This window comes from Candidatus Omnitrophota bacterium, assembly GCA_023227985.1.
Classification (GTDB): domain Bacteria; phylum Omnitrophota; class Gorgyraeia; order Gygaellales; family Profunditerraquicolaceae; genus JALOCB01.
This window is the reverse complement of the sequence record JALOCB010000007.1, coordinates 19,103-43,907: the sequence shown is the minus strand read 5'-3', so window position 1 is coordinate 43,907 and position 24,805 is coordinate 19,103. Positions and strand designations below refer to the sequence as shown.

26 protein-coding genes are annotated in these 24,805 nt (G+C 48.6%); 5 read left to right on the top strand and 21 right to left on the bottom strand.

The window, feature by feature from the left end; genetic code table 11:
• Positions 1-211 precede the first annotated feature (211 nt).
• From hypF to M0R35_02615, 5 genes are all read left to right on the top strand, one after another.
• Complete coding sequence (hypF, locus tag M0R35_02635) at positions 212-2,545, top strand: carbamoyltransferase HypF (GenBank protein MCK9594555.1); 2,334 nt, start codon at positions 212-214, stop codon at positions 2,543-2,545.
• A gap of 33 nt (positions 2,546-2,578) precedes the next feature.
• On the top strand, positions 2,579-2,797 hold the full coding sequence (locus M0R35_02630) for a HypC/HybG/HupF family hydrogenase formation chaperone (protein ID MCK9594554.1): 219 nt from the start codon (positions 2,579-2,581) through the stop codon (positions 2,795-2,797).
• A 2-nt stretch (positions 2,798-2,799) separates the two neighbouring features.
• Positions 2,800-3,882: a hydrogenase formation protein HypD gene (hypD, locus tag M0R35_02625; protein ID MCK9594553.1), complete on the top strand. Its 1,083-nt coding sequence runs from the start codon at positions 2,800-2,802 to the stop codon at positions 3,880-3,882.
• Position 3,883: 1 nt separating this feature from the next.
• A complete protein-coding gene (hypE, locus tag M0R35_02620; GenBank protein ID MCK9594552.1) occupies positions 3,884-4,888 on the top strand; it encodes a hydrogenase expression/formation protein HypE in 1,005 nt (334 codons plus the stop codon).
• 71 nt (positions 4,889-4,959) lie between these two features.
• A complete protein-coding gene (locus M0R35_02615) occupies positions 4,960-6,723 on the top strand; it encodes a carbon starvation protein A (GenBank protein ID MCK9594551.1) in 1,764 nt (587 codons plus the stop codon).
• 110 nt (positions 6,724-6,833) lie between these two features.
• Here M0R35_02615 and M0R35_02610 read toward each other — a convergent pair whose 3' ends face one another.
• The 21 genes from M0R35_02610 to M0R35_02510 form a co-directional block, all read right to left on the bottom strand.
• On the bottom strand, positions 6,834-7,016 hold the full coding sequence (locus M0R35_02610; protein MCK9594550.1) for a hypothetical protein: 183 nt from the start codon (positions 7,014-7,016) through the stop codon (positions 6,834-6,836).
• 12 nt (positions 7,017-7,028) lie between these two features.
• Positions 7,029-7,898, bottom strand: a complete 870-nt coding sequence (locus M0R35_02605; protein ID MCK9594549.1) for a DUF3108 domain-containing protein — start codon at positions 7,896-7,898, stop codon at positions 7,029-7,031.
• Complete coding sequence (locus M0R35_02600; GenBank protein MCK9594548.1) at positions 7,892-8,572, bottom strand: hypothetical protein; 681 nt, start codon at positions 8,570-8,572, stop codon at positions 7,892-7,894. The genes M0R35_02605 and M0R35_02600 overlap by 7 nt, the downstream gene beginning before the upstream one ends.
• Positions 8,573-8,814: 242 nt before the next feature.
• Positions 8,815-10,179, bottom strand: a complete 1,365-nt coding sequence (locus M0R35_02595; protein ID MCK9594547.1) for a hypothetical protein — start codon at positions 10,177-10,179, stop codon at positions 8,815-8,817.
• 14 nt (positions 10,180-10,193) lie between these two features.
• Positions 10,194-10,565 (bottom strand): response regulator, encoded by a 372-nt coding sequence (locus M0R35_02590; GenBank protein MCK9594546.1) that lies wholly within the window; start codon positions 10,563-10,565, stop codon positions 10,194-10,196.
• Between the two features lie 4 nt (positions 10,566-10,569).
• Positions 10,570-11,817, bottom strand: a complete 1,248-nt coding sequence (locus M0R35_02585) for a glucose-1-phosphate adenylyltransferase (GenBank protein MCK9594545.1) — start codon at positions 11,815-11,817, stop codon at positions 10,570-10,572.
• A 113-nt stretch (positions 11,818-11,930) separates the two neighbouring features.
• Positions 11,931-12,260 carry a cupin domain-containing protein gene (locus tag M0R35_02580; protein ID MCK9594544.1) on the bottom strand — a complete coding sequence of 110 codons (330 nt, stop codon included), beginning with the start codon at positions 12,258-12,260 and terminating at the stop codon, positions 11,931-11,933.
• Entirely contained in the window at positions 12,248-13,006 is a 759-nt protein-coding gene (larB, locus tag M0R35_02575) for a nickel pincer cofactor biosynthesis protein LarB (protein ID MCK9594543.1), read from the bottom strand. The genes M0R35_02580 and larB overlap by 13 nt, the downstream gene beginning before the upstream one ends.
• A complete protein-coding gene (gene larE / locus M0R35_02570; GenBank protein MCK9594542.1) occupies positions 12,988-13,797 on the bottom strand; it encodes an ATP-dependent sacrificial sulfur transferase LarE in 810 nt (269 codons plus the stop codon). Before larE ends, larB begins: the two co-directional genes overlap by 19 nt.
• Positions 13,798-13,873: 76 nt before the next feature.
• A complete protein-coding gene (locus tag M0R35_02565; GenBank protein MCK9594541.1) occupies positions 13,874-14,623 on the bottom strand; it encodes an energy-coupling factor ABC transporter ATP-binding protein in 750 nt (249 codons plus the stop codon).
• On the bottom strand, positions 14,620-15,432 hold the full coding sequence (gene cbiQ / locus M0R35_02560) for a cobalt ECF transporter T component CbiQ (GenBank protein ID MCK9594540.1): 813 nt from the start codon (positions 15,430-15,432) through the stop codon (positions 14,620-14,622). Before cbiQ ends, M0R35_02565 begins: the two co-directional genes overlap by 4 nt.
• Positions 15,433-15,504: 72 nt before the next feature.
• The gene (locus M0R35_02555; GenBank protein MCK9594539.1) at positions 15,505-16,563 is read right to left on the bottom strand and encodes an energy-coupling factor ABC transporter permease; all 1,059 of its coding nucleotides are present in this window, start codon (positions 16,561-16,563) and stop codon (positions 15,505-15,507) included.
• A 39-nt stretch (positions 16,564-16,602) separates the two neighbouring features.
• Complete coding sequence (locus M0R35_02550) at positions 16,603-17,940, bottom strand: carbohydrate porin (protein MCK9594538.1); 1,338 nt, start codon at positions 17,938-17,940, stop codon at positions 16,603-16,605.
• Positions 17,941-18,023: 83 nt separating this feature from the next.
• Complete coding sequence (nikR, locus tag M0R35_02545; GenBank protein MCK9594537.1) at positions 18,024-18,440, bottom strand: nickel-responsive transcriptional regulator NikR; 417 nt, start codon at positions 18,438-18,440, stop codon at positions 18,024-18,026.
• A 189-nt stretch (positions 18,441-18,629) separates the two neighbouring features.
• Complete coding sequence (gene ccsB / locus M0R35_02540) at positions 18,630-19,421, bottom strand: c-type cytochrome biogenesis protein CcsB (GenBank protein ID MCK9594536.1); 792 nt, start codon at positions 19,419-19,421, stop codon at positions 18,630-18,632.
• The gene (locus tag M0R35_02535) at positions 19,412-20,425 is read right to left on the bottom strand and encodes a cytochrome c biogenesis protein ResB (protein ID MCK9594535.1); all 1,014 of its coding nucleotides are present in this window, start codon (positions 20,423-20,425) and stop codon (positions 19,412-19,414) included. Before M0R35_02535 ends, ccsB begins: the two co-directional genes overlap by 10 nt.
• Positions 20,426-20,442: 17 nt before the next feature.
• Positions 20,443-21,723, bottom strand: coding sequence for a glutamate-1-semialdehyde 2,1-aminomutase (gene hemL, locus M0R35_02530; protein MCK9594534.1), 1,281 nt, complete (start codon positions 21,721-21,723; stop codon positions 20,443-20,445).
• The gene (locus M0R35_02525; protein ID MCK9594533.1) at positions 21,713-22,081 is read right to left on the bottom strand and encodes a PilZ domain-containing protein; all 369 of its coding nucleotides are present in this window, start codon (positions 22,079-22,081) and stop codon (positions 21,713-21,715) included. The genes hemL and M0R35_02525 overlap by 11 nt, the downstream gene beginning before the upstream one ends.
• Positions 22,082-22,139: 58 nt before the next feature.
• Positions 22,140-22,490, bottom strand: a complete 351-nt coding sequence (locus M0R35_02520; GenBank protein ID MCK9594532.1) for a PilZ domain-containing protein — start codon at positions 22,488-22,490, stop codon at positions 22,140-22,142.
• Between the two features lie 15 nt (positions 22,491-22,505).
• The gene (locus M0R35_02515) at positions 22,506-23,492 is read right to left on the bottom strand and encodes a hypothetical protein (protein MCK9594531.1); all 987 of its coding nucleotides are present in this window, start codon (positions 23,490-23,492) and stop codon (positions 22,506-22,508) included.
• Complete coding sequence (locus M0R35_02510; GenBank protein ID MCK9594530.1) at positions 23,482-24,465, bottom strand: radical SAM protein; 984 nt, start codon at positions 24,463-24,465, stop codon at positions 23,482-23,484. Before M0R35_02510 ends, M0R35_02515 begins: the two co-directional genes overlap by 11 nt.
• Positions 24,466-24,805: the final 340 nt, after the last annotated feature.

Below are 24,805 nucleotides of genomic sequence, written 5' to 3'. Positions count from 1 at the left end.
CATTGCTTGAGCTTACAGGATTTCTAAATTTTGATAAACGTGGCTTTTATCAATTTTTCTGACCCTTGTGAATTTACTTTTACCTGCACTGACCTGTTTTCTTTTAACATAAATACACAGGGTTGTCAAGAAAATTTTAATTCTTACCTTAATAATCTCAATAGCTTTCAAATATTCGTGCTTTATCCGGATTCTTATGTTAAAATGACTTATGGTCTACGCTGCGAAAATACACCTCGAAGGAGTTGTCCAAGGAGTAGGCTTCCGGCCGTTCATCCTTCGCCTCTGCCGCGAACTTGCGTTAACCGGTTTCGTCTTAAACACTTCCAGCGGAGTAGAGATACACGTGGAGGCTGTCAGGGAAAATATATTATCATTCTTTGAAAACCTGGGAAAGGAACTCCCTCCCCTGGCAAGGGTCACCAAGAAAGATATAAACTTTGTTAAACCTGCCGGTTACAGTGATTTCTCGATCAAGGAAAGCCTAAAAACCCGGGGACAATCGGCATTAATAAGCCCTGACATAGCGACCTGCCCTGACTGCCTTAAAGAGCTTTTTGATCCCTCTGACCGCAGATTTCTTTACCCTTTTATAAATTGCACCAATTGCGGCCCGCGTTTCTCGATTATCAAAGACCTTCCCTACGACCGGCCTCTGACTACCATGGCCGGCTTCAAAATGTGTCCTGACTGTAAGGCCGAATACAAGGATATCGATCAGCGACGCTTTCACGCCCAGCCTAATGCCTGCTCTATATGCGGCCCGGCCCTGGAATTAGTTCAGCTTCGCGGGCGCCGGACAAAAACCCTGGCCAAAGGGAAAAAAGCCCTTCTTGAGACTGTAAAATTATTGAAATCAGGCAAGATCTTAGCCATAAAAGGTATCGGCGGATTTCATATCAGTTGCGACGCGGATAACCCTAAAGCGATCCGTCTTTTAAGAGAGCGCAAGAAACGGCCGTATAAACCTTTTGCCATAATGGTAAAAGATATCCGAGAGCTAACCCGATGGTGCGAGATATCCGGCCTTGAGGAAAAGATACTTTCCAGCCCGGAAAGCCCGATCCTTTTATTAAAGAAGAAGCTGGAGAATAAGATCACCCGCCTGCTCAGTCCTTATAATAATTGTTTGGGCGTGATGCTGGCTTACGCGCCCCTGCACCATCTTCTTTTGGACGCAGAGACCTTGCCCGGCAATGCGTTAAGCAAACTGGTAATGACCAGCGCGAATATCAGCGACGAACCCATAGAAATAGAGAATACCCTGGCAATAAATAACCTGGGCGGGGTCTGCGATTATTTCCTGGTCCATAACCGCCGTATACATAACCGGACCGACGATTCCATCGTCCAGATAATGGACGAAAAACCCGTACTCCTGCGCCGCAGCCGGGGATATGCGCCTTTCCCGTTCTTCACTGACAACCGGATGAAGAATATTCTGGCCTGCGGGGCCGAACTTAAAAACACATTTTGCCTGGCAAAAGATAATTTCGCTTTCTTAAGCCAGTTCATCGGCGACCTGAAGACTTACCCCGCATTCACCTTTTACCAGGAGACAATAAACAGGCTTTGCGGATTGTTGGGAATGAAACCGGAAATAATCGCCTGCGACCTTCACCCGGATTATCTTTCCACAAAATACGCGCTGCAATACAAAGAAAATAAACCAAAGGTAAAAATCATCCAGATCCAGCACCATCACAGCCATCTGGCCAGCGTTATCTGCGAACACCGGATAAAAGGAAAGGTCATCGGGGTCTGCCTGGACGGGATAGGTTATGGCACGGACGGCAAGGTATGGGGCGGAGAGTTCTTCGCCGGAGACCTGAAAGGCTTTCAAAGGAAAGGGCACTTGGAATATACGCCGATGCCCGGCGGGGATAAAGCGACGCAGGAGCCTTTCCGCATGGGCATAAGTTACCTGTATAAGACCTTTGGCCCGGACCTGTCCGGGATAAAGATCCCCTTTACCGCGAAATACCGCAAGGACCTGGACCGAGTCATCAACTCCGCCCAGATAAATCCCCTGCTTACTTCCAGTTGCGGCCGCCTTTTTGACGGAGTGAGTGCGCTGGCGGGAATTTGTGATATAATAACTTTTGAGGCTGAAGCGGCGATAAGATTACAAATGCTTGCCGAAGGATCCCGCAGCGATAAAAGTTACGATTTTATGATACGGAATGATAACGGTCTATTCATTATCAAGCCCCAAACGGCTATCCGGCAGCTGGTCGAAGATATTAAAAAAAGGATCGATAAAAAAGACATTGCCCGGAAATTTCACAACGGACTGGCAAAGGCCGTGGCCCAGGCCTGCAGGATAATGCGCGAGAGGAACGGTCTCGAAACGGCAGTCCTTTCCGGCGGGGTTTTTCAGAACAGGTTGTTCCTTGAAACATGCCTGGATAATCTACGCCGGGATAAATTCACGGTTTATTATAACCAGCTTTTGCCGGCTAATGACGGAGCGATTTCACTCGGCCAAGCAGCCATCGCCAACGCGTTTCAAGACCCGGTCTTACAAAACGCTGCGGCAGAATAAGTTACAAGACCGGGTCTTGAAAAGGAAAACAATATGTGCCTTGCCATACCAGTTAAAGTGATCAAGATAAAAGAAAATTCCGCGCAAGTGAATATGGCCGGCGTAAAACGCCTGGTAGATGTGCGTTTCCTGGAAGGCCTGCAAGTCGGCGACTATATCCTGGTGCACGCGGGTTTCGCTATTGAGAAAATCGATGAAGAACAGGCAAAGGAAACCCTTAAATTGCTGGAACAGATATATTACGACGAGTAAAAATGAAATATATAGACGAATTTCGTGACAAAGATATTGTTAAAAAACTGGCGCAGCGGATAAAAAGGCTGAAACCGCAGAATATAAATCTAATGGAAGTCTGCGGGACGCATACCATGGCCATATTCCGCTCAGGGATAAAACAAATACTGCCGCAAGGAGTTAACATAATCTCCGGCCCTGGATGCCCGGTGTGCGTGACCGATCAAGGGGATATTGACAGCATGCTCAAGCTGGCCGGGATAAAGAATGTCATCTCTACTTCCTTCGGGGATATGCTCAGGGTTCCGGGAACAACCAGCTCCCTGGAAAAAGAACGCGCCAAGGGATGCGATATACGCAGCGTTTACAGCCCGTTAGACAGCCTGGAAATAGCCAGGGAGAATAAGAACAAGGAAGTGGTTTTCTTGGCAGTGGGATTTGAGACCACCTCTCCTGCCATAGCCTCGGCAGTCTCCGACGCGCGCGAAAATAAGCTGGATAATTTCTCGATCTACCCTTGCCATAAGCTTATACCGCCGGCGTTGGAAGCTTTGCTTAAAGCAAAAGAACTGAGGTTGGACGGTTTTATCTGCCCGGGGCACGTTTCCAGCATAATCGGCAGCGCGAGTTACGAATTCGTCGCTTCCCAGCATAAAATACCTTGCGTTATCTCCGGCTTTGAGCCGGTGGATATACTGGAATCGATACTGATGCTTTTGAAACAGATCCGCGAAGAGCGCGCTGAGGTTGAGATCCAGTATAAGCGCGCGGTGCGCCCCGAAGGAAATCCCCTTGCCCGGGAATTGCTCAAAGACGTATTCACGACGACCGAAGCCAGATGGCGGGGATTAGGGACAATTCCGGAAAGCGGACTTAACCTGAACAGCGATTTCAAGAAATTCAACGCAAAGGAAAAATTCGATCTGACGGTAAAAAACCCGGTCCGGCCCGGGAATTGTTTATGCGGACAGGTATTACGAGGAGTAAAAACCCCGGATCAATGCGGACTTTTCGCGAAAGCCTGCACCCCGGAAAATCCTTATGGCCCGTGCATGGTCTCTTCTGAAGGGACCTGTGCCGCCTGGTATAAATACAATCGTTGATATGGAAGAACGGATACTTTTAGGACACGGCAGCGGCGGGAAGCTAAGCCACAGACTTTTAAAAGAGGTCGTCTTCCCTTGCTTCTCCAACCCCATTCTGGATAAGGCCGACGACGCCGCGATATTTGACTGCAAAGGCAGGCTCGCCTTCACCACCGACTCATTTGTGGTCCACCCCCTATTCTTCCCGGGAGGGGATATCGGTAAACTGGCGGTCTGCGGCACTGTAAACGACCTCGCGGTAATGGCCGCCAAGCCATTATACCTTACTGCCGCCTGCATAGTAGAAGAAGGATTTGAGATCAGCCTATTGAAGAAAGTGATCCGCTCAATGGCCGAGGCAGCAAAACTCGCCGGGGTCGAGATCATCGGCGGTGATTTCAAGGTGGTTGAGAAAAACTCTTGCGACGGGATCTTTATCAATACTACAGGGATAGGAATGGTTGATGCCAAAGTAAAGGTATCAGGCAATAACGCTAAGGCTGGTGACGCAATCATCATCAACGGCAACATCGGCGAGCACGGGGCAGCGGTAATGTCCGCCCGGCAGGATTACAAGCTGGAAACCAACATAAAAAGCGACTGCGCCGCCCTTAATCACCTGATAGCCTGTATATTAAAAACCTCTTCTAAGGTCCATGTAATGCGCGATCCCACCCGAGGCGGCGTGGCTACCACCCTTAATGAGGTCGCCTTGCAATCCGGTGTGCGCATCCAGGTCGACGAAGACAGCCTGCCGATACCCGAAGCGGTAAAAGGCGTTTGTGAGCTCTTAGGCATTGATCCTTTATACATGGCTAACGAAGGCAAGGTGCTGGTATTTGCCCCGGGAAGTGAAAGCAAAAAAATATTATCGGCGATGCGCAAGAACCCCCTGGGAAAAAATTCCCGCATCATCGGGGAGGTAATCAAAAAAGATACCCCTCTGGTATTGCTGCGCACCGCTATAGGGTCAACCAGGATCCTGGACATGCTTACCGGCGAACAACTCCCCCGCATCTGTTGAACTATAAAAATCTTGACGGCAATACTATCCAGGCGTAAACTTTATATAACTATCGTTTATTTCTTAAGAATATGAATATAGGATTATTACTAATACTCTCCCTGCCGGTTTATTTCCTTGCCTACCGTTTCTACGGAAAATTCATTTCCCGCGTATTTAACGAAAACGACAAAACCCCCACCCCGGCTGTTGCTATGAAGGATGACGTAGATTACGTGCCGACAAAGCTGGAAGTGATCTTCTCACACCATTTTGCTTCCATAGCCGGAGCAGGCCCTATAATCGGGCCGACAATAGCCCTTATATTCGGTTATCTTCCGGTATTTTTATGGGTGGTCCTGGGTACGGTCTTTATAGGCGCGGTCCAGGATTACACCGCGCTTTTTGTAAGCATACGGGAAAAAGGGCATTCTATCGCCGAGGTCGCTGACCGCACCCTGGGCCGATTCGGTTTTTTTCTGCTTATCTCTTTCACCATTATAATGCTGGTTTATGTCACTTCCGCCTTTCTCGCCTTGACCACCATATCGCTTACATCCATGGTCCCGCTGGAAGCCATGAAAGTCGGCCCCGGGGAAACAATACTAAAAACCATAACCGGATCCGACGGCATAGTCAAAGCCCGCATCGGCGGGATCGCGTCAACTTCAGTGATCATAATGACCCTGTGCGCGCCATTCATCGGCTTCCTGCTCTATAAAAAACAGCGCAATGTCGCGATAGTCGGGCTTTTTGCCTTGGTCATCGGGATGCTCGCCATAATCATAGGCGTGGTCCTTCCGGTCACCCTCGATCCCAAAATCTGGATGATCCTGTTAACCCTTTACGTTATTGTAGCTGCCCGGGTCCCGGTGTGGATGCTTCTTCAACCGCGGGATTTCACCAATTCTTTTTTACTTTATATAGGTATTTTCTTCCTGTTCATCGGGGTGATCTCTGGAGGTTTTATGGGGATCAAGCTCCAGGCGCCGGCGTTGAATATAGCCGAAGGAACCAATATCCTGGGATCGATCTGGCCTTTCCTTTTTATTACTGTTGCCTGCGGAGCCATTTCCGGATTCCATGCGCTGGTCGCCGGGGGAACCATTTCAAAACAAATAACCCGGGAATCAGACGCAAGAAAAATCGGGTACGGCGGAATGCTCCTGGAATCGCTTTTAGCTGTTCTGGTGATCCTGACAGTAGCAGGAGGGCTGGATTTCACTACCTACAGCAGCATTCTAAATCCCGCCGGCAAAGGAACGGAGGGGAATCCTATCCTGGCGTTTGCCTTATCCATGGGCGCATTGCTGAACAAATCGCTGGGCCTTCCGGTCGCCGGAGGCACGGTCTTTGGAATATTGTTGGTCGAAGGATTCGTGATCACTACGCTGGATACCGCGGTAAGGCTTAACCGTTATCTTTTCGAAGAACTCTGGTCGGTACTAATTAAAAAACCGCCGAAGATCTTTAGATCTTATATGTTCAACGCCAGTCTATCAGCCGGGCTGATGCTGCTTTTATGTTATACTAACAGCTTTAAGCAGATATGGCCCGTCTTCGGCTCGGCGAACCAACTCCTGGCGGCATTAACCCTGATCGTAGTCTCGGTATGGCTTGCCCAGCGTAAAAAAGCTACCTTTTTTACCATCCTGCCGGCGATATTCATGATGGTGACCACCATTTATTCGCTCTGGCAGATGCTGACCACGCAATATATGCCGCAGAACAAACACCCGCTAAGCATCACCGCTTTTCTGCTCATCCTGTTATCTATCGGCGTGATCTTTCTGGCCACGAATAAATTAAGCAGCCACATCTTCTCCAGGCGTAAACTTCCCTCCCATAAACAGTAGACGAACCGTAGACGCTGTACGCATCTAATTGCATATCTAAGGATTACAAATGAATACAGAAATAGCCCATAAAACATTTATTTGTATCTATATGCCCCGGAGGATGTTAGCTACAACGTCTGCAGCATAAAGGCAAGAAAGCTGATTAGAATAATTATTACGATTACCATCAGAAGGGGCTTGGGTTTCAAAAAAAACTTGCCGCGATTAAGGCTCTCCCCGCAATAAAGGCACAACAGCGCTTCATCATCATAGACCGGTTTACGGCAATGCGGGCAGATATATTCGGCCATTAATACCTCCTGTTAAGGTTTGGCTTTAATGCTGTTTGGCGGTTCAGATTCTATTTTAGTCAGGGTAATCCCCACCTCGGTGAATATCGGCCCTTTGACCGCCGCACATAAAGGTATCCTTCTTTTATCGCAGCTAAAATAAGCGCTAACCCTGCCTTTATCCACCTTCTTGTCCTGGAGCTTCGCGTAAGGCATAAGCTGAAATGCCTCATTCTCGCCGATCTTCGGCAGCCGGATAAACATCTTGGACTGGATCAAACCCAGGAAACGATAATTGTCTTCATTGCTGCAGACATCGTATTCCACTTTGTCCCCCACTTTTAACCCGAGAAGCCGAAAATAATAACAGGCGCTCAAGATATCCTGGATATTATCAGGGATATCGAAATGCTTTTCGGATTTATCCAGGGAATTCTTGAAATGGGCCTTATGGCTTATCTGGTCGAAATCGGTTATCGCGTCCTTCTTATAACTGCCGTCGCGGCGATAGACCTCGTGACGCAAAGTATGCAGCTTCTCGACATCCATATATGAAATGAACCGGTCATCTATCCTGTAGATCTTTGAAAAGAAACCGTTGGTCTTGGCAACCGCCTCCAACACATACGCGTCCCTGCCGTTAATGTTCTTTATTCCCTTTACCGACGTAGTAAGCGTGCCGACAGGTATGCCGATCCAGTTCATCTCATAGGTCAGCTTTTCATATTCAGGCAGCCGCGAATCCGGCGGAACGATCACGATATCCCGGGCATATTTGGTCAAACCGCCTTTTCCCCCCAGGAATAACGAATTTTCTATCCTGCCGGACATCATGCATCCTGCCAATGACAAGGACAGCACAATAATGATCAAATGAACCGGCCTGCGGAATATCTTTACCATTCCTTATCGCCTTTCTTCCTGGACCTTTTAAACCGGCTGCCACGCGGTATTTTGTTATACTTACGGATAAGTGCTATTCTTTTATCCAGATCAGTGGCGAACCAGTTGGCGAAATAACCCGGGCCTCCGCAGGCCACGCTGGCCGCGCTCACCAAATTCCATCCGGCGTTAGCCATATGCCCGGCCATTCCTTTGCGGGCGAACCAGTAATCCTTCAACACAAGAAATGTATTATAATAATCCTGCGGCCGGCATATGCCCGCGTTACTCAACAGCTCCATGGCTTTCTTATCCACTTCATAATGCTCTTTTGGCGTTGACATGTTATGCAGGTTATACTCCACATGAGAGATCTCATGGCTGGCCACACAAATGAACACCTTCTTTCTGTCGGCGTAATAATTCTGAAAAACGTATTTTATGAAGCTGTCCGGCAGTTTTACCAACCTGCCCTCGATCTCCGGGATCCCCATTTTGCATACGCCTTCAGGGACTATGGCCACCTGATAACCGCTGACCTTTACGCTTGCGGTCAATTCGTCCCAGATACCCATTACCTGAGCGCGGTAATTATCCGGAGGATCGTAATAATTGGCCGAGAAATTCACTGCGGCGCAGCCGCTGATAATTACACACATCAAAAACAACAACCGTTCATACTTGATCTTTTTCATACAATCATTCGCAGAAAAAAATACCGTTTTATGGATTAATTTGCTGTCGCTCGTCTTCAACCAATTGTTCAGACTCCTCGTGCATATCCAATATCCTGCGACCGGCATATTCAGCGGTATTTCCCAAGACCAGCAAACTTCCTTTTCGGGTTACCTTTGACCGCGGGGGATACTATCCTCTTGCGCCTGGACAGAAAACGGGCTGCGGGAATTAATAACCCCCAACAGACAAAAATTTATCCTCATGACCCATTTTCCCATAACATCTCCCCAGTTGAAGGCTGGGAATAAATCACCCTTACCGCCAGATCATCGAGCGTGCGCAAATCCCCCAGGCACTCCTCGTAATAGCCGATAGAAAACTTCAGAGACTCTTCATTATCTTTGAATTTACCGCTGGCAATGTAATCCCGGTAATCGCTTATCTTTTCCTTAAGCAAATCTTTATCCGGGATATTCCACCCAGTCTCAAATACCGCGTAATTACCTTCTATCGCCTTAAGCCGCAGCGCACTGGAAATGCATCCGTAAAAATCCAAGGTGATCTCATTATCATCCACTTTTATCGTCTGGCCTTCGCCTTCCCCGGGGCCAAGCCTAACCTCACCCGGCGCTATTCCGGATATGCTGAAGCGGTGGATGACCTCATCCGGATACGCGTCATTCCTTTTAACCCCCAGGAACACGGTCTGATCCAGACCTAATCTAAAACTATGCCGGCCGCTCCCTTTAAAAAAAAGATCCGGCTGCAAACGGGAAACATTTAACTTGTATAAATAAGAATCCAATCCCAGGTCCATTTTATAAGGTTTTAACGGGTCATCTCCCGGGGAATTTATCGCGAATTGCAGGTATTCTTTCAACTGAAGATCAGGACTGGACAATAAATAGGTATTTAACGCGAACTCCCGGATGGAATTACCTTGAGATAAAAATATATTTTGTCTATACCCGCCGAAGTTAACTGTATAATCCCCCGGTTTAAAGCTGTAAAATCCCAGCTCCAGCCGCAGCCATTCGGCCCGTCTGTCGTTATTGCTGTCGATCTCGGTATACCCGACTACGCCTTTGCATACCGGCAACAGCGGCTCAGCTTTATCCCGTAATCCCACTTCCGTCAGGATAAGCTGACCTAGCCGGAAAAGGTATTGCCAGACGATCTCCCGGTCAACATCATTAAGCAAATTATAAAGCTGAATGGATTTACGATGACCTTCTATGCTGATGATTATCCCATAAGAAGCGCTGTTATCCGCCGGCGATTCTTGTTCCGGGAAATCCCCCAGGTTATGCTCGAGCAGAAATTTAGAGAGCCAGATAAGCTCGGCAGGCGATACCTTCAGTTCCTTGACCTTATTGCGCATCTGGATGACAACCCACCCGTCACCGCGCATAGTGTAAGCCATCAGTTCTTCAGCTTTATAGTCGCCTAAAGGGCAGTTCTGAAAAGAAACCCTTACATCATTACCCAGGAGACCTTTATCCACCCGGCTTTGCAGTTTCTGGGAGAGGACTTTCCAGGAAAGTTGGGCTGTTTCAGCCCGGGCAGCCGGAGAACCGGCTATTCCCAAAACAAGGAGCAACAAAAGGCAGCGGCGCAGCTTCATCGTAATGCTACCTGTTATTTAATGAGCCGGGTTATTTCCTTCAAAAGGTTATCCATCTCAAACGGCTTGGGGATATAGCAGTCGGCTCCGATAACCTTGCCGATGATCTTATCCGCGTCCGTATTCTTGGCGGTAAGCATGATAACCGGGATATCGAATGTCCTCTCATCCCTTCTTATCTCCCGGCACACCTCTTCACCGGAAAGACCGGGCAATATAAGATCCAGGATAATAATATCGGGCTTTGATTCTTTTACTTTCTTCAGGCCCTGAGCTCCGTCGGAAACCGCAATGAACTCGAACCCGCGCATTTCCAGCTCATCCGCGATCATCGTGAGGATAAGCTTGCTGTCATCTATCACCAGGACCTTTTTCTTGTTTATCATCTGTTTATATGACCGTGCCTGAAGGCATGACCGTATTCTTGGGAACGATTATTATCCCGTTGCGGATCACGCAATATTCATTCTCGAATTCCCGGACATTCTTGTCGTTGACGATCTTTACGTTATCCCCGATCCGAACATTCTTATCCACTATCGCCTTTTTGATCACACACCCCTTGCCGATACCCAGACCGGGCTGGGCATTAGCCTTGCCGCCGGAAGCATCCATATCATAATAGTCGTTACCCATAAGGATCGAGTCTTCGATAACCGAATCCGCGCCGATCCTGCTTCTCAAACCCACGATAGAATGGGTGATCCGGGACCTCTCGATGATCGCCCCCTCGGCGACATTGGAATTCTCTATCTCGCTTTTTATCACCCGGGATAAAGGCAGATAACGCGGACGGGTATAGAACTGCCAGTCCTCGTCAAACAGGTCAAGCGGCGGTTTCAGGTCAGTGAACGCCATATTCTCTTGGTAGAACGATTCAATAGAACCAATATCCTTCCAGTACCCGTTATAGATAAAGGCGTGCGCGGGTTTATCCGCGATCGCCTGAGGGATCACCTCTTTACCGAAATCATCCTTGCGGTTATCCGCCAACAGGCCTTCCAGGACGCTTTTGTCAAACAGGTAAATACCCATCGAAGCAAGAAATTTCTCCTTGCCTTCTACCCGCACATCCATTCCCTGAATAGCCCCGGCAGAACCGGGCTTTTCGACAAAAGTTTTTATCCGCTGGTTCTTATCTACGCCCATGATGCCCAATTCCGAGGTATCCTTCCCATCCACCGCGTTGCAGGCGACGGTTATCTGGGATTTTTTCTCCAGGTGAAAATTGAATAATTTGCTGAAATCCATTTTATACAACTGGTCCCCCGAAAGGATCAGGATATGCTTGATCCTCGGGTCGTTAAAATGCTTGAAGCTTTTGCGCACCGCGTCAGCCGAGCCCTGGAACCAGTCTCCATGATCCATCGCCTGGTCAGCGGCAATGATCTCCACAAAACCACCGAAGAATGAGTCCAGCTTATAAGCGCGGGAAATATGATTATTCAGAGATTTTGAGTTGAATTGGGTCAGGATATATATCTTATTGAACCCGGAATTAAGGCAATTGCTTATCGGCACATCGATCAGACGGTATTTCCCGGCGATAGGAACCGCGGGCTTTGCCCGGTATTTGGTCAAAGGAAAAAGCCTTGTCCCTCTTCCGCCGCCCAGGATTATGCAGAGCACGCCACTCATAAGCACCTCTTATTTGGGAGAATTAGTTATTTGGTATTATTTTACCCCGGGATATCTTATTAGGCAATGAGATTTATATCACCCGCCAAGCACAACGTGGCATATTAATAAACTCAAGGCAGGACAGGAACAACCACATAAACATAGCGCAGTTTCTTATCGCCGTTATTTTTTATGTCATGGTTTGTTTCAGGGGGTATATAGACCAGGCTTTGCGCTTCAGCGGTAAACGCGGATTTACCTTGGATATGAACATCCGCCCGGCCTTCCAATATGACGATCGCCTCTTCCCGGGATTCGGTTTTATGCTCGCCCACGGATTCGCCGGGGGCCAGTATCACTGCCCCTGATTTGATCCCGGCGGTAAAAGGGGCTCCGGCGAGCAAACGCTGGAACCGTTCGTTGCCTTCTATCTGTTTCAAAACAGGCTTTAGGTCACGCATGCCGCGCCCCTGTTGATAAGAGAAGCGATGTATCCGGCGCCAAAGCCGTTATCGATATTAACCACGGACACTCCCGGGGCGCAGCTGTTGAGCATCGTCAAAAGAGGCGCGATACCTTTAAAATTAGCGCCGTAACCCACTGATGTCGGCACAGCGACCACCGGACAGGAAGCAAGACCGCCTATTACCGAGGGCAAAACACCGTCCATTCCGGCTAAAACAATGATGCACCGGCTTGCTGAGATTTTTTTAAACGAGCCTAAAAGACGGTGCAGGCCTGCCACACCCACATCATAGACCCTTTCCACGCGGCTGCCAAAAAGCTCAGCCGTGACCGCCGCCTCTTCAGCCGCCGTGATATCGGCTGTGCCTGCGCAGACCACTGAAACCAATCCTTCCCGGACAGGCTTTGCCCCGTCAAGACAAACAGTCCGAGCTTGCGCGTTATAAAATACCCTGCGGTTTATGCTTTTGATCTTCTTGAACATTTTCCCGTCAACACGGGTCAAAAGCACTTTTTTATTCTTCCGGGAAAGCGCCTTGAATATCGCCAGTATCTGTTCCGGGGTTTTCCCCTGGCAAAAGATCACCTCGGGGAAACCAGTGCGCATCAAACGATGATGATCGACCTTGGCAAAACCCAGGTCCTCATAAGGCAGATGCCTTAATTTCATGAAAGCATCGTTGATCGTTATCTTTTTTTCTCTTACACGCTTAAGCAGCGCGGTTATTTTATTTTTTTCCATCCCAATACCTCATTCAGCGAACCGACGCGGTAACCTTCCAGATCAACAGTCACATAAACAAAACCCAGGCTCCGCAATTTACGTAATATCTTTTCCTTCACCTTAACAGCCTTGGGAATATCTCCCCGGCCCAATTCCACCCTAGCCAGTCCTGCGTGCGAACGCACCCTAACCTGATCAAAACCCAGCCCGCGGATGAATTCCTCGGCTTTGCCGACCCGCAAAAGCTTTTCCGGAGTTATGCGCTCATTATAAGGGATCCGGGAAGCAAGACAGGCTGACGCCTGCTTATCCCAGGACTTAAGGCCGATCTTACGGGAAAGCAGCCGGATCTCTTTCTTGCTCAATCCCGCTTCTTGAAGCGGGCTCCTTATTCCCAATTCCTTCAGAGCCGCTGCGCCTGGCCTATAATCAAGGCGGTCATCGGTATTTGTGGCATCGGCAATACAAGACAGCTTTTGCCTTCCGGCAATATTTTTTAATCTTATAAATAAAGCCTTCTTACAATAATAGCACCGTTTGGCGGAATTTCGCCAGAATTCTTTGGACAGGCTATATTTTATCCTCCTGTGCCTGACTTTCAGTATTTTAGCCAATTGGGACGCCTCATCGATCTCCTTAAGGGATATCGACGGGGAAACCCCGGTTACCGCCAGCACATCCCCCTTAAGGACACTTTCCGCTACCGCAAGCAAGAAAGCGCTGTCCGCTCCACCGGAAAAAGCGACCAGCACCGAACGCATTTCTTTTAAGATACACCGAAGCTTCTTTAGTTTATCCGCTGCCTGCATACAAGGTCATCCCGGTTATTTTAAATTGTATCATCCCGGCATATTTATTCAATAAATATCGCTGCCCCAACCGGTTTCAAGACCCGGTCTTTGCACAATGCTGCATGCGCAGCGGTTTCTCCAGGCAGCTGCGGGAAAGAAGGCCTTCATCCTGGAAAAGTTCTGCCGTCGGACCGTCGGCAGTGACCTTTCCCCGGTGAAGAACAATAGCCCTCTCACAAAGGTCCATTGCCATATCCAGGTCGTGAGTGGCGATTATCTTGGTATGGCGGAAGGTCTTGAGCAGTTCGATCAGCCGCCTGCGCGAGCGCGGGTCAAGGCTGGAAGTAGGTTCATCCATAACCAGGATATCCGGCGACATGGCCAGGACCGTGGCTATAGCCACGGAGCGCTTTTCCCCCTGGGAGAGCTTATACGGCGGACGCTTTGCCAGATGCGCCATGCCCACGGTTTCCAGGGCCACAACGACTTTGCGCTCCACCTCCTCTTTGGGCAAGCCAAGATTAAGCGGGCCGAAAGCCACATCATCAAATACCGTAGGCATGAACAATTGGTCGTCGGGATTTTGGAATACCATCCCTACGCTGCGGCGCACGATCGACAGGTTCTGGGGAGTCAACAAACAATCCCCGATACGCACCTTGCCGGACGTGGCGCGCAGATATCCGTTCAAATGCAATAACAGCGTGGATTTGCCTGCGCCGTTCTCGCCTACCAGGGCCACTGATTCCCCATGGGAGATCCGGAAGGATACGCCGGCCAACGCCGCGGTTTTGTCAGGATAGGTATAATGCAGGTCCATAGCTTCGACGATATGGTGGCTCATAGACTCCTCCGGGTGATCAACGCGCCGACATGTAAAGGAATATTCCAATACCTTAAAATAATGAACAATACCGACCAGCCTGCCACGAATATTATTTCGCTGCGACCCTTCTTCATTGACCGGATAAGCCGGACATTCCCGTCAAAACCGCGGCAACACATGGCCAGATATATACGTTGGGCGCGGTCCAGCGTGCGCAGTAAAAGATGGCTGATCAGGGAAGTGAACGTTGTTAACTTCATAGCGGTGCCGCTAAAAGATCTCAGCGCCCTGGCCCGGACCAGCCTTTCTGTTTCTTCCAGCAGGACAAAAATATATCGGTAGAGAAATAATAACTGCATAACAAAAGGCTTAGGCAGTCCCAGCTTGGACAATGCCAGGCAGACCGCGTTAAAACCGGTGGATGCAACCAATACCAATGCCGCGGTCACCGTTAAAAAGAAACGCAGGAGTATAGAGATAAAAGAAACCCAGCCGCCGGAAATATTGATCCCCCCTACATGAAAAAGAATACTCCGGTCCAGAAAAGGATTACATATCGCGATCAATATCGCGAAAGGCGAGATCAAAAGCACTTTTCTAAGGATATACCTGGCCGGCAACCCGGCAACGGAGATCATTACCACGGGAAAGATAAAAAACGGCAGCAACCCGGATATGGCATACCTGTCAAAAGACACGACAGTCACGATAAAAACAAACGTGGCTATTAATTTGGCCCGGGGATCCAGCCTGTGCACAGGGCTGTCGGCGCAGGCCAAAGTATCCATATACCCTATATCCAGAAAATTACCGTTGATCTTATTCATTCTTATAGACAAGGCAGGCAGTACCGGCTACCGGCACTGCCTGCTGAATGCCCCTTTATGTAAATGATCGGGTTAACCCGCGCTTTTCGGAGTACGGCGTTTAACCAATAGTCCGATCAAAAATACCAAGGCTATGGTCAAAGCTCCCCCGGCCAGCCCTGATACAGAGGTCCCCGGATCAACCGCCGGCCAGGATGGTTTTACCGCTGCTTCTAAAGCGTTGACATCAGTAAATACTTGAGCAGATTCGTTTTTCTTAAAACCATAGTCCGGCAGAAACGCGGTTTTCTCCTGGATGCTGGAAGCAGAAACGTGGACAGGATCAACGCTCTCTAGTTCTTCTTTGCCCGAAGTCTTGAACATCGCCCATTCCAGACCGTCAGGATTGGCTGAAGCGAACCAGCTTAATGCCCCTCCAACTACAATAGCGGCCACTAATAACCCCGTAATGACCTTTCTGGTATCTACTTTCTCTATCGCCGTAGAATGCGCGGCAGCGTTCAATATCTCCGGCCGGGCCTTCCAGACAAAGGTTACCACTGCGGCGGTAACCAGCCCTTCCACAACACCTATAGCCAAATGGATCGGCTGCATCAACAATACGAATGTGCTGAACGGCAGTTCGGATATGCCTGAAAATATCGTTTCCAGGACAACACTAAACGCGCCCAATTGCAACCCGATCACCCCGGCAATAATCGCAGCCGTCATAATGCGCTTTGATGAAGAACCATCTCCGGCGATCTTGCGATAGATCAAAGGGTAGGCGATAAAAGCAGGAAAGAATCCCAGATTAAAAATATTGCAGCCCAGCGCGAGCAGGCCTCCGTCGGCAAAAAAAAGCGCCTGGACGATAAGCACTGAGGCCATGACCAAAAAAGCCGCGTAAGGCCCTAAGATGATAGCCAGGATCATCCCTCCGCCCAAATGGCCGCTTGATCCTGTAGCCGGAATGCTGAAATTGATCATCTGCGCGGCGAATATAAAAGCGCCCAGCACGCCCATAAGCGGAACTTTACGGTCATCCGCTTCCTCCCTGACCTTTTTAGCGCTGTACGCGATAAGCCCCGCGGTAACAGCCCACATAGCCCCGCCCACAACCGGGGATATCAACGCGTCTGCCATATGCATCGCAATTCCTCCATTGTTAAATATTATACTAGTTTTTCGTTAAAAGTCCAACTGTCCCCGCAAGCCGCCCACAACAATAGTCCCGTCGCCGTTAGCGCTGTCCTTGCCGTAAGGCTGCCAGATAACCTGCAGGTCCGGGCTGAGGCTTAAATGCTCATTAATCTTGAAATTATAATAGCATTCCATATGACTTTCAGTCTTAGCCTGAAGGTTATTCGCCTGCTTGTACTTATTGGAAGGTATGATCTGGCCAAAGCCTATACCAACAACATCATCCGGCCTGCCCCATAAAACCCCTTTGATCTGCGGTCCGATGCTCCATGATTGTTCAAGCGAGAAATCGCTGCCGTTCATATATACCTTGGGGTCCTGCCAGCCGTAACGGGCAAAAATACCCAGGTTATCGGTCAATTCCTGGTCAAAGCTTAAGCCGTATCCATAACCGTTCTCCTTATCCTTTGCCGGATCCGACCAATTACTGTGGTTGGCCCCGTTATTCCAGACAAAGAAACGGTAGTTGCCTTCCCGGTTGAACAGTTTAGGTTTGAGATTAAACTGGCCGGCGAGGAACATCCCGTCGAACGCATCCTCCCAATCCGCATCCGCGTCCACTGCCACAAGATTAATACTGTAAAACTCGCTAGGCGAGGCTCCGAAATGCGCGCCGCCAGCGTTAGAGGGAAATTCAACGACCGCGGAATTCCGGAACATCCTGCCCAGGAACTGCGTTGTCTCGTCATTAGCGTAACTGTTAGTATCGATATATTTTGTGGGATCAAGTTTACCGAAAGCGAGCGCCCCGGAAACAGACTTGAAATAATGTTCATACCACGCCTCTGACAAACGCACATTCTGGTCATCGTCAGCGTCATAGTTCACATTACTGTACAACTGTAACTCATCTTCAACGCCTTTGCCCTGACCCGCGGTAACATACACGAACCCTTCACCGTAATCCTCGAATTTCTTATTGAGCGTGATATCGGTGGAAACAGAGCTATCGGTAACATCCTCTTTGCCGGAAAGCTGGGTTGCCCCATTGGCGTTGTGCACTGACTGCACAATAGTGGTAGCTCCCACGCTCATGGATAACCCTTCCATTAATTGATACGCCGGGGCTTTCTGGGAGAGGCGTTCGTCAATACGCCGGTCGATCTCCGAAACCGGCACAATAGTTCCGATCTCCCGGCCGGTGTTTTCCTGACGGGATACCCGATGCTCAAGCGCTTCGATCTTTTGCTGCTGTTCCCGGATGGTTTTCTTAAGATACCGTATCTGCTCGAGCACATCCTCATTCGCGACAGTATCCGCGGCAAAACCGACGCCCTGCCGGAAACAGAAGACAACACAAATCCCCAAAAGAATATTTATGGCCATTCTACCCCGTAACACGCGCACCTCCTTTTTTAGCACGATTTAAATAATCGTGTTACCAACGGACAAAAAAATAATCCCCATAATTATTCCAAGCCCCTACCCGTAGTAGCCATGCTTAAAGCCCCGAATTTAACCCCCTTAGTCCCTTTCATCTTATCGGAAAGCTCTTCGATATTCGACGGGGCGCCCTTCACCGCTATAATCTCCATGCAATTATGATGATCGATATGAATATGCTGGCTGGCGAAGATCAAGCCGGTAAAATCATGCTGTAAATTAGTCAGTTTATTGACCAACTCTCTTTTATGGTGGTCATAAACCAGAGTTATCGCTCCGACCACTTCCTTGCCATCATCCCATTCCTTCTTGACCAGCTCTTTGCGCACAAGGTCCCGGATCGCCTCTGAGCGGTTGGGATAACCTTTTTCTAGGCGCAACCCATCAAGCTTGCGTAAAAGCTCCTTTTCCAGCGATACCCCGAACCTTACCAGTTCCGACATTACCCCTCTCCTTAATATTACGATTATTAAAATAATAACACTATTCCAAAATCATGTCAAGTAAAATAAAACCGGTAGACGTTGTAGCTAACCTGCTACGGAATAGGCAGTTACAAATAAATGTTTTTTAAAAACATTTATTTGTAACTCTAAGTGGGACAATTAATTACGTACAACGTCTACAGGGGGTTAGGAATAGCTGTGCAAGCCGGGGAGAATGAAATTCACGCCGACAAAGGTAAAGAGCACGGCAAAATATCCGATCACGGAAAGCCATGCCGCTTTTTCGGCTTTCAGCCCTTTAAACATCCTCAGATGCAGGTATAAAGCGTAGACCATCCAGGTAATCAATGAACAAGTCTCTTTAGGGTCCCAGTTCCAGTATGTGCCCCAGGCCACATTCGCCCATATCGACCCTGTGGTCATACCTATAGTCAAAAAAGGGAACGCAAAAGCTATGCTGTAATAACCCAAACTGTCCAGGGTTCTTAATTTTTCCTCATTCGGATTAACGCCCTTGCTGCTATTCAAAAAATATATCCCGCAAATAACCGATAAGCTCATTGCCGCGTATCCCAGGAAATAACTTACCACGTGAATGATTATCCACCTGCTTTGCAGCGCCGGCATTAACGGCCCGATGGAATTATCTAAAACCGCGGCAAAACCCATGACAATAAGGACCAACGCAGTGACCGGCCTGGAGATAAACCTGATCTTGTAAATAAGGTCAAAAAGCATGTAAATAAGTATTATTGACCAGGCGAAAAGCACCAACGCCTCGTACATATTAGCGAAGGGGGGACGCTTAGCCTCATACCAGCGCATAGCCAGTATCAGCGTATGCAGTAAAAACCCCGCCTTCAACAGCCATACCGCCAGCATCGGGAAAAGATCGTTTCTAAAATATGAATTCAACCAGCCTGACAAAAATGACAGCAGATAAGAACCAAGGGCTATCCTTAGAAAGATTACCTGCATGCAGCCCCCTTTCCGCCATCTTTAACCGGCTTTATCTTCTGAAGATAATTAATGATTATACCGAAGTTTAAAAGTATAAAACCGATAAAGACCCAAAAAACACCCGGGTCTTTTACCACATCCAAAGCTGTCCAATCCAGCCTTCCTGCGTCATAACCGGACTGATAAAAAGTATAGCCTTTGAATTCACAGGGCGAATTGACCTTGATCACTCTTTGCGCCTGTTGGCTGCCGTCTATGAACCTTACCCTGCTGGAAAATTCACGGATCGCCGGGGCTATGCTGAACAGGAATTTTATATTCTTGTCGCTGGACATCGAGATCTCCGGATGTCTGGCGAACAACCATCTCTGCTCGATGCCTCCGAGGCCCTTGATCTCGATCAGGACCGCCGGGTTATCCGGCTGTTCGGAATTATTCCGCGGGACGCCATCCTCGCCCATCTTGAAATCCGGAAAATATTCCAGCACAGTGAACAAATAACCGCTCCCTTTTATAGCGTACGGCTTATGCTGTTTTACCAGTGCTACTCCCTTTATTCCCTTATCCTGCACAAAAAACTTAACCTTGTAATTATAGGGCGCATACCAGGCGAGGTTAAAATCATCCAGGACCACCTCAAACCCCAGGGATTGTTCTCCTTTATTGGAGACAAAACTATCGATCCCCTGTCCTTCGGTGAATTCAATGGTCCCGCGCACCGCGAAAAGATAACTGTACAGCGATCCCGCCAGAATAACCAGAACAGCCGCGTGCGTAAGAGTGGAGCCTAATTTATTAAAAGACCTGGCAAACCTGGATAAACCGCAGATCAAAAGATTGCCGGCGAATAAGAACAACAACGACAAGAACCACCAACTATAATATACTTCCGGCCTGAGCTCTTCGGGAACCAGGGCCCCGTACAGGCAAGCCAGGATCAAACAGCAAAACAATATAAAAGCTAATTTTATCGAACCAAGAAATTTAACTATTTTGTTTTCTTTCAACCCAGACAGGCACATACAACCCCCCGATTAATTTATATTTTCTTTATCGCCTTATTGAACGCTTTTACGGTCTTACGCAGGTCTTCGTCGGTATGCGCGAAAGAAACGAAATTCGCCTCGAACTGGGAAGGCGCGAGATATATCCCCTGTTTGAGCATCTCCCGGAAATACACCGCGTATTTCCGGGTATCGGAACCTTTAGCGCTCTTGAAATCCCGGACTTTATTTTCAGTGAAGAAAAACGTGAAGATCGAACCTGCCCGGTTGATCGTAAATTTCCGGTTATTCCGCATTAAACTGTCTTCCATGACCTGGCATAGTTCAATTGCTTTTTCATTCAGCTCCAGATAATCCAGTTTTGAGAGTGCATTCAAAGTAGAGATCCCCGCGCTCACGGCTATGGGATTGCCGGAGAGCGTCCCAGCCTGATAAACGCCTCCTAAGGGACTTAAACACCCCATTATCTCTTTTCTGCCGCCGTAAGCAGCCAAAGGCATGCCTCCGCCGATTATTTTCCCCAGACAGGTAAGATCGGGTTCTATCCCGAAAAGACTTTGCGCCCCGCCGAAAGTGAAACGAAAACCGGAGATAACCTCGTCAAATATCAGGACGATCTTGTATTTCGCGGTCAACTCCCGTAAACAAACCAAAAAATCTATTTCCGGCATAACCACGCCCATATTCGCGGCTACCGGCTCTATTATCACGCAGGCAATATCTTTATGGTTTTCTTTTAACGCGGTCCTCAGAGCGTCGATATCATTGTAAGGCAATACTATTGTATCCTTGCTTAAGCTCGCGGTAACTCCAGCGCTGTCAGAAACCCCGAATGTCGCCGCGCCTGAGCCGGCTTTTACCAGAAGGCTGTCGCAATGGCCATGATAACATCCGTCGAATTTGACTATTTTATCCCTTTTGGTATAACCCCGGGCCAGCCTTATGGCGCTCATTGCAGCCTCTGTCCCGGAATTTACCAAGCGGATCATCTCCACGGAAGGGACAGCCTCCGAGATCATCCGGCCGAGAAGGGTTTCATTCTCAGTGGGAGCACCGAAGCTCATCCCCGAATTCAAGGCATTCTTCACCGCTTTTACGACAGACGGATGCAAATGCCCCAAGATCATCGCCCCCCAACTCATCACATAATCGACATAACGATTATTATCCAGATCGGATATCTTCGAACCAACAGCCTTTTTAATAAAAAGCGGGCTGCCGCCCACAGCTTTAAAGGCCCGCACCGGGCTGTTCACCCCGCCGGCCAGGAACTTGACCGCCTGCTTGAACGCCTTCTCCGAACGCTTAAGATTCATTTCCCGTCTCTTTTAATTTCGCGTGCACGAACTTGATCACCTTGGCCCGGTTCTCAACATCCATCTTCACAAACTCCACCCCGGTTTCGTAGTATCTTAAAGGTTCCTCCACATTATCCGGGCATCTGCGCTGCCAGACGATCCTGCCCAGAGAGAAAAATATCGGGTCACCTGGAGGAACGGATATGCCCATTTCCACCATCGTCCCGGGCTTGGCCTTTTCTCTAAGCTGCAGCCTGAGACCGCCGCCGCCCAGATCCACGGTCCACAATGAAGCCTCTCCTCTAACCCCCATCACTTTATAAATGAGGTTTATCTTTACCATGACCCGCTTATATTTTCTTTTTTCTTTTATCATTTCTCAGCCTTTCTTTTGGCAAGAATATCTTTAGGCAATAAACCCGGGCTAACGCCCTTTATTCCTTCATTTTTTCGTGCACGTAATAAATCAGCGCCATCCGGTTCTTGAGAGAAAGACCATCAAAAACCATACCTGTCTCATAATAGAACTTGTCGTCCGGTCCTTTATGGGGCCGCAAACTCTGTCGCAGGACCCGGCCCTTGCAGATAAACGGCTCCTTGATCGCAGGAAGATAAAAATCCATATCCAGCATAGTTCCCGGCTTGATTATCTTCACCAGCCACAAACAAACGCCTCCAGCGGATATATCGGCCGTATAAGCATTATGTTCCTGGGTGTCACCGGCCGCTTTACAAACAACCCTTATTTTACTGCTAACCCTGATATATTTCCTTCGCTCATCCATAATCAGCCTGCCTTGTTAACAGGGGTTAAATATTTTTTCAAGATCGGTCTTTTCCTTTTTCAGTTCTTTCAGGGTAAACAAAACCCGGTATTGCTTCAGGCCGGCGCTATCAGAAATGCGTTTTATCAGTTCAACAGCTGATTTCTTATCCGAGGCGTGCAGCATGGTATAAATATTATACGGCCAATCCGTAAAAACACGTCTCTGGTAACAATGGCTTATCCCGGAAAACGCGCTGAAGCACTTTGCCGCGGCTTCTATCCTAGTTTCCGGGACTTTCCATACCACCAAGGCATTTGATCTGAGCCCGGCGCTTAAATGATCCAGGATCATCCCGATCCTGCGCAGCCATCCTTTCTTCTTATAACCCGCGAGTAGTTTAAGCACGCGCTCCGTGCTCAACCCCAGATTATCGGCTAAAAGCGCAAATGGCCGCTCAGTAATCTCCATGGGCTTATTCAATCCGGAAATATATTTTATCTCTGACGCGGGAGCCGTACCGCAATGTTTTTTACAGCTTGCGGCCATTGCCACTTTCGATTTATTGCCCGTTCCCAGATCAAACCTGGCGTTGATCTTAAACACCCTTACAGTATCCAGCCCCAGACACTTCTTTATCCCGGTTTCTTTCTTTATCCACGCCAACAACTTTTTCAATCCGGCTTTGTCCGCCGCGGAAAGTGTGAACCAAAGGTTGAATTCCCCGCCCCTTAAATAATTATGGCTTACCTGCGGAAGAGCGTTAACCAGATCAACCACTCGGGATAGCGAATTTTCCGGCACAGCCATCGCCACTAACGTCGAATTAACCCCCAGCGCCCGGTTATCAAAGATCGCCCCCACATAACGGATAACCTTATCCTTCTTTAACTTCTTAAGCTTATGGATAAGCGCTTTTTCGCTCATCCCGATCCTGGCGGCGATCCGTGCGTACGGACGGGAGTTTAACGGGAATCCATCCTGCAATTCCTCCAGCAATAACCGGTCACTCTTATTTAACATTATAAAAACACTCCGGGTCCTCTGACATAAGGTCCCCGCTGTCATGATAAGCCCGCGCCCGGCATCCCGCGCAGGAATCCTTATTCACGCAGGACCCGCATGAACCGCTGTAATCACCTGAGCGCAGTTTAAGAAAAATATCGCTGCTCTTCCATAACTCGCTGAATTTGGTCCGGCGGACATTGCCAGCCAGGAGCGGAAGGTACGGGCAAGGATGTACATCCCCGTTAGGCAGTATGCAGCAATAACTTATTCCGGCCAGGCAGCCTTTTTGAAAACGCAGGTCCAATCCCATCTCGCGGGCCAAAGGCACGAACTGCGGGGCGCAAACCGGTTTTAATTCCATTTTTGTCTGTTTTTGTTTATTTAAGATCTCTTCCAATACCTGGCGGATCTCTTCTGAATAAATGAAGACATCGCTGATCTCCTTACCCCTGCCGCTGGGGACCAGGAAGAATATATGATGCGCTTTCGCGCCCAGTCCCTCTACAAAATCAGTGATCTTGATGATCTCCCGCCAATTCCTCTTCGTAACAGTAGTATGCACCTGAAAATCCAACTCCTCTTTTTTACATATCTTCATCGCGTCCACCGTAGCTTGCCACGCGCCCTTTTGCTTTCGGAAATCGTCATGTATAACAGGATCCGTGCTATCCAAGCTGATCCCCGCCCGGCTAAGGCCGCATTCCTTTAATCGCCTGGCAATATCCGAAGTAATCAACGTGCCGTTAGAGCCCAACACCGGCCTTAATCCTTGCTCCTTGGCAAAAGAGATCAGCTCAAAAATATCTTTGCGCATCAACGGCTCGCCGCCGCTGAGTATAACTATCTTAAAACCGCTTTTGGCGATTTCCGACAACAGGTCTTTGCCCTCAAAGGTATTCAACTCCTGAGGATCCTTAAGCCCGGCGTCGCGGTAGCAGTGCTCGCACTTCAAATTACAGGCTTTTGTAGTATTCCAGGAAATTATCATAGTTTTCTTAAAAATAATATTCTGATTAATGAATCTGCCGGGTTCCTCGCTCAAAGTCGGTTTTACCCTATCAGGCCGCCAAAGGTCTTTCGCTTTCTCGGCTCCTGCGCAACTCGCCCGTCGGGCTTACCGCCCAAGACGGTCTCGAACATGCTCGTCGTCCAAATGTTTACGCGTTTGGATGCCCTCGCCAGCTCAAGCTGCTTTGGCTAAAACCTCCATTCGCTCGCAAACCGCCAGATTCATTTATTCAATTAAACTGTTCTTGAACAATTCTCGTTTTAACGAATTAGATTATACTTTTGTGGGTTTGCTGGAGCGCACAATCAGGAGATTTCCG

What these genes read in the sequence shown, in the direction of transcription:
- M0R35_02600 (MCK9594548.1), bottom strand. Translation starts at nt 8,572, where the DNA reads ATGAAAAAGATCAAGTATGAACGGTTGTTGTTTTTGATGTGTGTAATT.
- M0R35_02605 (MCK9594549.1), bottom strand. Translation starts at nt 7,898, where the DNA reads ATGGTAAAGATATTCCGCAGGCCGGTTCATTTGATCATTATTGTGCTG.
- ccsB (MCK9594536.1), bottom strand. Translation starts at nt 19,421, where the DNA reads ATGCAGGTAATCTTTCTAAGGATAGCCCTTGGTTCTTATCTGCTGTCA.
- M0R35_02515 (MCK9594531.1), bottom strand. Translation starts at nt 23,492, where the DNA reads ATGTTAAATAAGAGTGACCGGTTATTGCTGGAGGAATTGCAGGATGGA.
- hypE (MCK9594552.1), top strand. Translation starts at nt 3,884, where the DNA reads ATGGAAGAACGGATACTTTTAGGACACGGCAGCGGCGGGAAGCTAAGC.
- M0R35_02580 (MCK9594544.1), bottom strand. Translation starts at nt 12,260, where the DNA reads ATGCGTGACCTAAAGCCTGTTTTGAAACAGATAGAAGGCAACGAACGG.
- hypD (MCK9594553.1), top strand. Translation starts at nt 2,800, where the DNA reads ATGAAATATATAGACGAATTTCGTGACAAAGATATTGTTAAAAAACTG.
- M0R35_02595 (MCK9594547.1), bottom strand. Translation starts at nt 10,179, where the DNA reads ATGAAGCTGCGCCGCTGCCTTTTGTTGCTCCTTGTTTTGGGAATAGCC.
- M0R35_02550 (MCK9594538.1), bottom strand. Translation starts at nt 17,940, where the DNA reads ATGGCCATAAATATTCTTTTGGGGATTTGTGTTGTCTTCTGTTTCCGG.
- M0R35_02610 (MCK9594550.1), bottom strand. Translation starts at nt 7,016, where the DNA reads ATGGCCGAATATATCTGCCCGCATTGCCGTAAACCGGTCTATGATGAT.
- M0R35_02555 (MCK9594539.1), bottom strand. Translation starts at nt 16,563, where the DNA reads ATGCATATGGCAGACGCGTTGATATCCCCGGTTGTGGGCGGGGCTATG.
- cbiQ (MCK9594540.1), bottom strand. Translation starts at nt 15,432, where the DNA reads ATGAATAAGATCAACGGTAATTTTCTGGATATAGGGTATATGGATACT.
- hypF (MCK9594555.1), top strand. Translation starts at nt 212, where the DNA reads ATGGTCTACGCTGCGAAAATACACCTCGAAGGAGTTGTCCAAGGAGTA.
- M0R35_02615 (MCK9594551.1), top strand. Translation starts at nt 4,960, where the DNA reads ATGAATATAGGATTATTACTAATACTCTCCCTGCCGGTTTATTTCCTT.
- M0R35_02535 (MCK9594535.1), bottom strand. Translation starts at nt 20,425, where the DNA reads ATGTGCCTGTCTGGGTTGAAAGAAAACAAAATAGTTAAATTTCTTGGT.
- M0R35_02510 (MCK9594530.1), bottom strand. Translation starts at nt 24,465, where the DNA reads ATGATAATTTCCTGGAATACTACAAAAGCCTGTAATTTGAAGTGCGAG.
- larE (MCK9594542.1), bottom strand. Translation starts at nt 13,797, where the DNA reads ATGCAGGCAGCGGATAAACTAAAGAAGCTTCGGTGTATCTTAAAAGAA.
- M0R35_02630 (MCK9594554.1), top strand. Translation starts at nt 2,579, where the DNA reads ATGTGCCTTGCCATACCAGTTAAAGTGATCAAGATAAAAGAAAATTCC.
- M0R35_02565 (MCK9594541.1), bottom strand. Translation starts at nt 14,623, where the DNA reads ATGAGCCACCATATCGTCGAAGCTATGGACCTGCATTATACCTATCCT.
- hemL (MCK9594534.1), bottom strand. Translation starts at nt 21,723, where the DNA reads ATGAATCTTAAGCGTTCGGAGAAGGCGTTCAAGCAGGCGGTCAAGTTC.
- M0R35_02590 (MCK9594546.1), bottom strand. Translation starts at nt 10,565, where the DNA reads ATGATAAACAAGAAAAAGGTCCTGGTGATAGATGACAGCAAGCTTATC.
- larB (MCK9594543.1), bottom strand. Translation starts at nt 13,006, where the DNA reads ATGGAAAAAAATAAAATAACCGCGCTGCTTAAGCGTGTAAGAGAAAAA.
- M0R35_02525 (MCK9594533.1), bottom strand. Translation starts at nt 22,081, where the DNA reads ATGATAAAAGAAAAAAGAAAATATAAGCGGGTCATGGTAAAGATAAAC.
- M0R35_02585 (MCK9594545.1), bottom strand. Translation starts at nt 11,817, where the DNA reads ATGAGTGGCGTGCTCTGCATAATCCTGGGCGGCGGAAGAGGGACAAGG.
- nikR (MCK9594537.1), bottom strand. Translation starts at nt 18,440, where the DNA reads ATGTCGGAACTGGTAAGGTTCGGGGTATCGCTGGAAAAGGAGCTTTTA.
- M0R35_02520 (MCK9594532.1), bottom strand. Translation starts at nt 22,490, where the DNA reads ATGGATGAGCGAAGGAAATATATCAGGGTTAGCAGTAAAATAAGGGTT.